The organism is Chromobacterium vaccinii, assembly GCF_000971335.1.
Lineage (GTDB): Bacteria > Pseudomonadota > Gammaproteobacteria > Burkholderiales > Chromobacteriaceae > Chromobacterium > Chromobacterium vaccinii.
This window is the reverse complement of sequence record NZ_JZJL01000032.1, coordinates 48,885-58,512: the sequence shown is the minus strand read 5'-3', so window position 1 is coordinate 58,512 and position 9,628 is coordinate 48,885. Positions and strand designations below refer to the sequence as shown.

General features: G+C 66.1%; 8 protein-coding genes. 2 read left to right on the top strand and 6 right to left on the bottom strand.

The features are described from left to right. Together VL52_RS15565 and VL52_RS24125 are read left to right on the top strand one after the other, a co-directional pair. A partial coding sequence (locus tag VL52_RS15565; RefSeq protein ID WP_046157880.1) for a lipocalin-like domain-containing protein occupies nt 1-272 on the top strand: 272 nt, incomplete at its 5' end. Nucleotides 273-451: 179 nt separating this feature from the next. After that, nucleotides 452-1,183: a substrate-binding periplasmic protein gene (locus tag VL52_RS24125; RefSeq protein ID WP_160298955.1), complete on the top strand. Its 732-nt coding sequence runs from the start codon at nt 452-454 to the stop codon at nt 1,181-1,183. Between the two features lie 447 nt (nt 1,184-1,630). Here VL52_RS24125 and VL52_RS15555 read toward each other — a convergent pair whose 3' ends face one another. From VL52_RS15555 to VL52_RS15530, 6 genes are read right to left on the bottom strand one after another with little or no spacing between them, the layout of a single operon-like run. Beyond that, complete coding sequence (locus tag VL52_RS15555) at nt 1,631-2,731, bottom strand: ABC transporter ATP-binding protein (protein ID WP_082113783.1); 1,101 nt, start codon at nt 2,729-2,731, stop codon at nt 1,631-1,633. Continuing rightward, a complete protein-coding gene (locus VL52_RS15550) occupies nt 2,719-4,338 on the bottom strand; it encodes an ABC transporter permease (protein WP_046157878.1) in 1,620 nt (539 codons plus the stop codon). Before VL52_RS15550 ends, VL52_RS15555 begins: the two co-directional genes overlap by 13 nt. Continuing rightward, a complete protein-coding gene (locus tag VL52_RS15545) occupies nt 4,339-5,343 on the bottom strand; it encodes an iron ABC transporter substrate-binding protein (protein WP_052717679.1) in 1,005 nt (334 codons plus the stop codon). It lies immediately after the preceding gene. A gap of 24 nt (nt 5,344-5,367) precedes the next feature. After that, nucleotides 5,368-6,657 (bottom strand): iron uptake transporter deferrochelatase/peroxidase subunit, encoded by a 1,290-nt coding sequence (gene efeB, locus VL52_RS15540; protein ID WP_046157877.1) that lies wholly within the window; start codon nt 6,655-6,657, stop codon nt 5,368-5,370. After that, a complete protein-coding gene (locus VL52_RS15535; RefSeq protein ID WP_046157876.1) occupies nt 6,654-7,775 on the bottom strand; it encodes an NHL repeat-containing protein in 1,122 nt (373 codons plus the stop codon). The genes efeB and VL52_RS15535 overlap by 4 nt, the downstream gene beginning before the upstream one ends. 32 nt (nt 7,776-7,807) lie before the next feature. Then, nucleotides 7,808-9,298 (bottom strand): carbohydrate porin, encoded by a 1,491-nt coding sequence (locus VL52_RS15530; protein WP_200896035.1) that lies wholly within the window; start codon nt 9,296-9,298, stop codon nt 7,808-7,810. Nucleotides 9,299-9,628 lie beyond the last annotated feature (330 nt).

The window sequence follows — 9,628 nt, the reverse complement described above, 5'->3', positions numbered from 1 at the left end:
CTGCCAAGGAGCGGGAGCCGGGGAGCGCCGACGCGCAACAGGCGGCGCTGTTCCGTACCTTGATGGCCTATACCGGACGGTATCGGATGGATGGGGACAGCTTCATCGTCAAGGTGGATACCTGCTGGAACGAGGCCTGGAACGGCACCGAGCAGCAGCGTTTCTACAAGCTCGACGGCGACGCGCTGGAAGTCTTCACCGCCTGGATGCCGAACCCCTTGGCGGCGGGGAATGCAATGGGAAGAGGCGTGCTTGGGTTTGCGCGGGAGTAGTTGCCTGCGCAGAGTGGGCAGCCAGCTATTTCCTGGGCCAGAGTTTGGCTATTTGCTCTAAAGTAATAAACAATAAGCAAGTTCTAAGCAGGTGGGGTTGTTCGCGTTGTTTAATGCAAATGGATGTGACTGTGCGGTGCAAAATGAAATTGACATCAATATCAATGGCACTCCTTTGTATGGCATTCATTGGCACTGCTGCTGCCAGCTCATTTGTCGTGGGCGTAGAAGAGATTGACTATTATCCGCTGCATAGCTGCATCAATGGAAAATTTTCCGGGTATGGCAGGGATTTGCTTGATGCATTTGCAAAGCAATCCGGCCATTCATTTATTTATACGCCACTTCCGGTTTCAAGGTTATTCCATACATTTCTGAACGACAGTTCGATTGATTTCAAATATCCAGACAACCCGCATTGGCAAGCTGATCTGAAAAAAGGAAAATCCGTCCTCTATAGCGATCCAGTCGTGAATGTGATTGAAGGGTTGCTAGTGAAGCCGGAGAAAGTGGACCAGCTATCACCGGCTTCCCTTAAAACCATCGTGACCATGCGGGGGTTCACGCCTTGGCCTTTTGAGCAGGCCATGCGGCAAAAGATCAATAATGGAACCATCCGGGTCTATCAGGAGGATTCATTCAGCAAGGTGATCAGTTTGGGGATGACTGGACACTACGATGCCGTCTATGCCAGTCCGATAGTCATCAATTATTACCTTGATGAGATTGTCCACAAGCCAGGCGCGCTAGTCTTTGATAGAAAGCTTCCCTTTGAAAGCAGTGATTTTTCTCTTTCCAGCATCCGGCAAGGCGATGTAATCAAGCAATTCAATGAATTTCTTGCCAAAAACCAGCCTTTGGTTATGGAACTCAAGAAAAAGTACAGGCTGACTGACAAAGCGGCTCAATGAATTAAGGAGAGTAGCTTGGGCTGAGCTTGCGAAGTCCAACCTAATAGGATTTCTGATGAGTATCTCGGTAAATGTTGGGCTTCATTGTATTCAGTCCAGCCTACGTTTCACTACCTATAATCTTGAATTGTAGAAGGCTGATATCTATCTATGGACAGCAGCCGCCATGGCTGAAAATGGGAGAGAGTCAGAATGCTAAGCGCTATCAAACCTGGTCCGAAACCGAAGAAGGAAGATGGGACGGATGATCGTCGCCGGCATGTAGACCCGCCGAACGCACCAAAGCATCCGACACTGCCAGTCCACGATCCAAAGAAGAAGTAACTGGGTACTCAGAGCCTGCATAGTAGTAGGACTAATAGTGATCAGAACAAAAAAGCCTTCCCATTCGGGAGCTTTTTTACAAGTACTAGCGCCGTTCTCTGTTGAAGATAAGCCTCACTTTCCCTACCGAAACAAGGCCGGGCTGTGCTGCAAGCGAGTCGTGGCGATGCCGCCGCCGCTGCTTGAACTGCCGGCCGCCGCGAAACAGGCCGCCTCGCCTTCCACCTGCAACGCGACAGCCTCGCCCGGCTGCGGGCAGCGGTGGCCGGGGACGCGGGCGGCGAGCAGGCCGCCGTCGTCCAGTACCAGCCGCACGCTGGCGTCGTGGCCATAGAAGCTGATGTCCAGCACCCTGGCCTGCACGCCGGCGTCGCCGGCCGGCAGCAGGCGGATCTGTTCCGGGCGCAGCAGCACGGTCACGTCTCCCTGCGGCATGCCGTCCAGCAGCGGCAGCCGTCCCAGCGCGCATTGCGCTTCGCCGCCGTGGGCGCGGCCGGGCAGCAGCACGGCGTCGCCGACGAAGTCCGCCAGTTCCGGGCTGGCCGGGCGCTGGTACAGCGCCAGCGGCGCGGCCACCTGCAGCAGCCGGCCTTGCCACAACACCGCCACCCGGCGGCCCATGGTCAGCGCCTCGGCCTGATCGTGGGTGACCATCAGCGCGGTAGTGCCGCTGGCGGCCAGCGCGTCGGCCACCGCCTGACGGGTTTCGGCGCGCAGCGCGGCATCCAGCGCGGAGAAGGGCTCGTCCAGCAGCACCAGAGCCGGCTTGGGCGCCAGCGCGCGCGCCAAGGCGACCCGCTGTTGCTGGCCGCCGGACAGCTGCTGTGGCGCGCGGCCGGCGAAATCGGCCGGCAGGCCCACCATGTCCAGCAGCTCCGCCACCCGGCGCCGTTCGCGGCGCTCGGCGCGCGGCAGGCCGAACACGATGTTGTCGGCCACCGACAGGTGGGGAAACAGCGCGCCTTCCTGCGGCACGTAGCCGATCTGGCGTTTTTCCGGCGGCAGGTGCAGCAGCGGGCTGCTGACCAGCTTGCCGCCGATGACGATGCTGCCCTCGTCGCAGCGCTCGAAGCCGCACAACAGCCGCAGCAGCGTGGTCTTGCCGCTGCCGGACGGGCCCAGCAGCGCCAGCAGCGAGCCTTGCTCCACGGTGAGGCTGATGTCGTCCAGCACCCGGTGCGCGCCGAAGCGTTTGCCCAGCTTCTCTATCTTCAGTTCCGACATGGCGGCTCTTCCTGTTGATTCCATGGTTGCGCCTGGCCGCCCAGCACCGCGCCGCGTCCCAGGCAGGACATCAAGAGCCAGGTGGCGGACAGCGACAGCGCGATCAGGATGGCCGCGTACGGCGCGGCGGCGGCGAAGGCCAGCGCCGCGGTGTCGGCCCATACCTGGGTGGCCAGCGTCTCGGTGCCTATCGGCGCCAGCAGCAGGGTGGCGGTCAGTTCGGTGATCACCGAGATGAACACCAGGCTGGCGGCGGCGCCCAGGCCGGGGGCGGCCAGCGGCAGCACCACCCGCCACAGCGATTGCCACCAGTTGAGCCCCAGCGAGCGCGCCAGCTCCTCCAGCCGGCTTTCCGCCTGCAGCAGCGCGCTCCTGACGCTGACCAGGGCCAGCGGCAAAAACATGATGGCGTAGGCCAAGGCCAGCATGGCCGCGGTCTGGTACAAGGGTTTCAGCCACTGGATGGCCAGGTTGACCAGCGCCAGCGCGATGACGATGCCGGGCACGCCCTGGGCCAGATACACCACCCGTTCCAGCAGGTGGGCCAGCCTGCCCGGATGGCGCGCCAGCAGGTAGCCCAGCGGCAGCGCCAGCAGCGTGGTCAGCGCAGCGGCGGACAGGCCCAGGACCAGCGAAGAGGCGGCGGCGGACAGCAGCAACTGCGGCGACACCTCGGCCGGCGTCACTGCGTCCGCGCCCGGCTGCAGCGTCCAGTACAGGATGGTGGCGATGGGCACCAGCAGCGTGGCGGATGCCTGCAGCAGCAGCCAGGCCAGCGCCGGCCAGCGTATCCAGCCCAGCTCCAGCCGGCCGGCGGCGCGCCGCGCGCCGCGGTCCAGCCGCTGGTAGCGGCCCTGGCCGCGCACGCGCAGCTCGGCCAGCAGGATCAGCACGCCGGCCGCCATCAGCACGCTGGCCAACAGCGAAGCGCCGGCGCTGTCGAAGCTGGCGCGGTATTCGGCGTAGATCTCGGTGGTGAAGGTGTGGAAGTGCAGCAGCATGAAGGCGCCGAACTCGGACAGGGTGGACAGCGCCACCAGCAGCATGCCGCCCAACAGCGCCGGCTTCAGCTGCGGCAGCGTCACCCGCAGGAAACAGGACCATGGCGACAGGCCCAGCGCGCGCGCGGTTTCCTCCAGCGCCGGGTCCATATTGCGCAGCACCGCCGACACCGGCAGGTAGACCAGCGGCGTGTAGGCGGTGGTCAGCACCAGCCAGGCGCCCCAGAAACCCTGCAGCTCCGGGCTGATGGACACCCAGGCGAAGCTGGTGATGAAGGGCGGAATCGCCAGCGGCGCGACGCACAGCAGCGCCCACAGCTTGTGGCCCGGCAGCCGGGTGCGCTCCACCAGCCAGGCCGAGGCGGTGCCTGCCGCGGCGCAGCTGGCGGTGCTGGCCAGCACGATCAAGACGGTGTTGCCGGCCAGCCGGGCGACGATGGGGCGGAACAGCAGCTCGGCGGCGGCGCCGCCGCCGTAGCTGATCGCCTGCCACAGCGTGAAGCCCAGCGGCAGCAGCACCAGCGCGGCCGCCAGCGCGGCGCAGGCGGTGAGGCCCAGCGGCCGCCGACGGGCGCCGGCGGCCAGGCGCAGGACCGCGGCGTTCATTTACAGCAGCCCCGCCTGGCGCAGCAGCTTGGCCGACTGGCTGTCGTCGCCCAGCTTCTGCATGTCCAGCGGCGGCGGGTTCAGCTGGTTGAAGGGCTTCAGCTGCGGGGCCGGGGCCACGCTGGGCAGCAGCGGGTATTCAAACGAGATGTTGCTCTTGGCGATCAGCTGCTGGGCGCGCGGGCTGACCAGGTAAGCCAGGAACTTGTGCGCCGCGTCGGCGTTGCGCGCGGTTTTCAGGATGCCGGCGCCGGACACGTTGATCAGCGCGCCGACGTCGGCATTGCCGAAGTGGTAGAGCTGGCTGTGCATGCCCTTGCTGCCCAGTTGCATCTGCAGGCGGGTCCAGTAGTAGTTGTTGATGATGCCGACGGCGACGCCGCCGCGGTTCACCGCCGCCACCACGCCCTCGTTGTCGTCGAAGGTCTGGGCGTTGTCGCGCAGGCCCTTCAGCCAGGCCAGCGTCGCCGGCTCGCCCTTCAGCGCGCGCACCGCGCTGACCAGCGGCAGGAAGTCGCCGTCGGACGGGGCGATGGCCAGCTTGCCCTTCCATTGCGGCTTGGCCAGATCCATCATCGAGGCCGGCATCTGGGCGCCGGCGGCCAGCTTGGTGTTGAAGACCAGCACGTTTTCGCGCGCCATCACGCCCACCCACTCGCCCTGCGGCGAGCTGAAGCGCGCCGGGATGGGCGACAGGGTGGCGGCCGGCAGCTTGGCCAGCATCTGCTTGCCTTCCAGCAGCATCAGCTCGGGCGAGTTGGAAGCGAAGTAGACGTCGGCCGGCGAGGCCTTGCCCTCGGCCAGCAGCTGGGCCGACAGCTCCGGTCCTTCGCCGGAGCGGATCTTGACGCCGATGCCGCTCATCTTCTCGAAGTCGTCTGCCAAGAGCTTCACCGTCTGCGGGTGCTGGGCGTTGTACAGCACCAGGCTGGCGGCGAGCGAGAGCTGGCTGGCCGCCAGCAGGCCGCCGGCGAGCAGCGCGGCGATCAGTTTCTTGGTGTTCATTTGTCTTTCCTTTGCAAGCGGGGGTTACAGGCCGGCGAACAGCGTTTCGCCGATATGGCCGCCGGGGCGCGCGCCGGGCGGGCAGGCGAAGACGGCGCTGGCCACGTGGGTGATGTACTGGTTCATCATGTCCATCGCCGCCAGCTTCTTGTTGATGCGGATGAAGCCGGTGCGCGGGTCGCGCTGGTAGGCGAGGAAGAACAGGCCGGCATCGTATTCGATGCCCTGGCGCCAGGGCGGCCAGCGCTCGGCGGTGAAGTTGGCGCCGTCGTTGTACGAGTAGGCGCGGCGCAGGATGCGGGCGCCGTCGTTCTCCTGCGGCGAAGCTACGCGCGAGTGGGCGGTGTCCGGAATCACCGGGTTGCCGTCCTTGTCCACCGCGTCCAGCTTCAGCGGCTCGAACTCATGCTGCTGGCCCAGCGGCGCGCCGCTGTCCTTGTAGCGGCCCACCACTTCCTGCTGGAAGCCCAGTTCGGTCTTGTCCCAATGTTCCAGCGCGATGCGGATGCGGCGCGCCACCAGGTAGCTGCCGCCCTTCATCCAGCCGCCTTCGTCGCCGACCCAGACGAACTGGCTCATCAGCGCCGGGTCTTTCGGCGACGGGTTGTTGGTGCCGTCCTTGAAGCCCATCAGGTTGCGCGGGGTGCCGCCGCCGGGCGCGCCGCTGGCGAAGCCGGTCTGCGCCCAGCGCACGGCGGCGACGCCGTCGGCCAGCGCGGCCAGCTGCCGCACCGCGTGGAAGGCCACCTGCGGATCGTCGGCGCAGGCCTGGATCGACAAGTCGCCGCCGCTCTTCTCCGGCACCAGCTGGTCGCCGTTGAACTTGGGCAAGTCCACCAGCGCTTCCGGCCGGCGCGCGGCCAGGCCGTAGCGATCCACGCCGTTCTTGCTGAACAGGCCGGGGCCGAAGCCGAAGGTGAGGGTCAGCCGCGCGGTGGCGAGGCCGACCGCTTCGCCGGAGTCCAGCGGCGCTTGGTGGGCCTGGCTGCTCAGCGCGCGCGCCGGCTGGCCGCGCGTCAGGCGGCCGGCGGCGTCGGTCCAGGCTTTCAAGAGCGCGATCACGTCTTCGCGCTTGGCGGTGTCGGCCAGGTCGAAGGCGGCGAAGTAGCTGTTCTGCTGCTGCGGGGTGAGGATGCCGCCCTGGTGCGGGCCGTAGAAGGGCTCCTGGTCCTTGGCCGGCGCGGTCTTGGCGCGGCCGGCCGCCGCGCGGGCTATGCCCGGCGCTCCGCCCAGCCAGCCGGCCAGCGCCAGCGCGCCGCCGCCGGCGAGAAAGCCGCGCCGGGTCGATTGCTTGGGTGCTTTGCTATCGCTCATTTCGCCAGCACCAGATTATTGTTGTCGTCGGTGACGTAGTAGAAGCCGTCGCCCTCCGGCGTCAAGGCGATGCCGAACAGGTCGCCGTTGCCGGGCGGGGTTTGCGCCTTGTTGGCGTCTATCCAGCGCGCGCCCAGCTGTTCGCCGGTGGCCGGGTCGATTTCCACCACCTTGCCGTTGGAGCCGTTGGTGGCCAACAGGTGGCCCTGCGGCGTGGCGGTCAGCGCCAGCGGGCGCAGCAGCAGGCCGTCGTGGGTCAGCGTGCGGCCGACGCCGGCGCTGGTGGTGCGGCTGGCGGCGTCCCAGATCTCGCTGATGCGGTTGCCCAGCGCGTCGGACACGTAGAGCTTGTCGTCCTTGCCGTAGACCAGGCCGGTGGGGCCGATCAGGAACACGCCCTTGTCGGCCTGCTCGCCGAAGCCGCTGGCGACGACGGTGCGGCCCGCGATCCTGGGCAGCTTGCCGGCCGGGATCTCCAGATCCAGCCTGAGCACGGTGGCCAGGTTGATCACCGGCGGCGCGCCCTTGGCGCTGCCGACGCCGAAGCCGGCGTTGCTGACGAACAGCGTGGCTTTGTCGCCGTTGTCTATCACCGCCATATTGCCCCAGGGATCGTTGATGTCCGGGCCGGACCACACGTCCACCAGCTTGCCTTCGGTGTCCAGCACCATCAGGCAGCCGGCGCCCTTGGTGTCGGTGGTGCCGTCGTTGCTGGGCGTGCTGCCGACGATCACCCAGCCGCTCTTCAGCACCGCCATCGCGGTGGACAGGCCGACGCCGCCCGGGCACTGCGCCAGCGTGCGCGGAATCTGCGCGAACAGCGTCAGGCTCTTGCTGTCCGGGTGGTAGTCGACGATGGTGCTGCCCATGCCTTGCAGGTTGGCGGCGTTGTTGAAGTTGTCCACCAGCACGTCGCCGGCCTTGATCTTGCCGGAAGTGATCGGCGAGACGACGATGGCGTACGGGTTCTGGTCGCCGTTGTCCGGCACGGTGTTGGTCAAGACGGTGTGGCGCTTGATGCCGGCCAGGAAGGCGTCGCCGGCCTGGGCGCCGCCCGCCAGCGCCAGCAGGGCGCAGGCGGCGGCGAGCAGCTTGCGCTGCGGAAATTCCAGTTTCATCGTTGCGTTCTCCAATGGGCAGAGGCCCGCGCTCAGAAGGTGATGTTGGTCTTCAGGCCCACCACCCAGCTGTTGGGGATGCGCTGGGTCTGAGTCGGATCATTCGGCGACACCACGCCGGCGCCGACGTTGCGCACGTACTGCACGTCGGCCTGCCACTGCCACCACGGGGTCAATTGATAGATATAGGTGGCCTCGACCTGGGTTTCATCGCCGCGCGCCGGATAGGCCGGGTTGCCGTTGGCGATGCCGGTGTCGGCGTCGTTGCCGGCGGCGTGGTTGCCCACCTTGACGTAGCCGAAGGCCAGGCCGACGGTGTCGTTGTCGCGGCCGGCGAACGGCGCGGTCAGCGTCACGCCGGCGTTGGCGGAGAAACTGACCAGGTTGCGGTCGCCGGGCGCGCCCATCAGGCGGGCGAACAGGTTCAGCGTCCGCGCGCTGTCCTCGGCCGGCCGCCACACGGTTTGGTCGGCCACCGCGTAAACGCTGTAGTTGCCGCTGTGCAGCTGCGGGCTGGCCAGGTTGAGCGCCAGCGGCTGGCCGTTGACGTCCCAACGGGTATCGGCGGTTTTCTGGTTCAGATACCAGAAGCCGATCTTGTAGGTGCCGGGCAGGCCGCCGATGCCGTTCAGCGGGCGCGGGGTTTCCAGCGCGCCGTTGGACGGCAGGTTGCGGCCGTACTGCAGCTCGCCGATGAACAGCGTGCCGCCGTGGCGGCTGAAGGTGGTGCCGTGCTTGTTCAACTGCTGCGGATCGGCCGGATTCTGGCTGACGTCGCGGGTCGGGTCGCCGGCGAAGGCGCCGCCCAGCCAGGTGAGGTTGTCGCCTATCTTGCCGCGCAAGCGCACGCCCAGGCCAGACAGCGGGTAGGCCGGGCCGCCGGCGGGCAAGTCGGCGGACGGCACCGCCGGCCAGCCGAACATGGTGCCGATGAAGGCTCCGCCGTACTGGGTGGCCATGAATTCCTGGTCCAGGCTCTGCTGGCCGATCTTCACATCCAGCCGCTCGCCGTCCAGCTGCTGCTGGAACCAGGCCTCCCACAGCCGGGTGGCGCGATCGGCCTCGATGCCGCTGGCGCTCTGGATGCTGCCGACGTGGTCGGCGCTGAACGGCTTGCCGTGGATATCCAGCGCGCTGACGTTGAAGCTGCCGCCGTTCCACCAGCCTGCGCGCTGGGTGTCCAGGCCCAGCGTCAGCGTGGAGAGGCCCTGATAGGCGCCGCCGTATTGCGCGCCGCCGCTGACGTTGCGCAGGTATTCGCTGCTTTCCGTCAGGCCCAGGGTGACGCCGTTGCGGCCCAGCGCGGAGCGCAGGCCGCCCATGTCGCCCAGCAATGTGGAGCGGTTCCACCAGCCGGTCCACTGGGTATCGGGCTTGGCCTTGATCGCTTGGTCGGCTTCCGGCAGGTCGGCGGGATTGACGTCGGCGTCGGCGCTGTCGGCGGCGCGGGCCAGGCCGGCCAGCAGCAGGCTGGAGGCGACGGCGCAGGCCAGCAGCCGGCGGGGTGGTGCGTATCGTTTCACAGTGTCACTTCTCCCTATGAGGGTTCCATTGCATCCTGAAGTAATGCGTATCGTTCTCGTTATTCGGCCGGAACGCGCCGGCCGCGAAGCCATGACCGCCGCGGTTGTACGGCAGTGGACTGTTTCAGCATAGAAAAACGAAAATCATTCTCAATGGTTGACTGTGGTCATGGATTTTTTTGTCAGACAGCTCGCCGGGCGACAGATGGGGCGCAAGAGTGGGGCAAAGAATGGATATTGCTGATTGTCAAACATGAAACCATGTTTTAACGAATGCTTTCTGTACGGCGGTGTCGCAAACAGGATAGTGACTTCTCGTCCGCTTCCTTT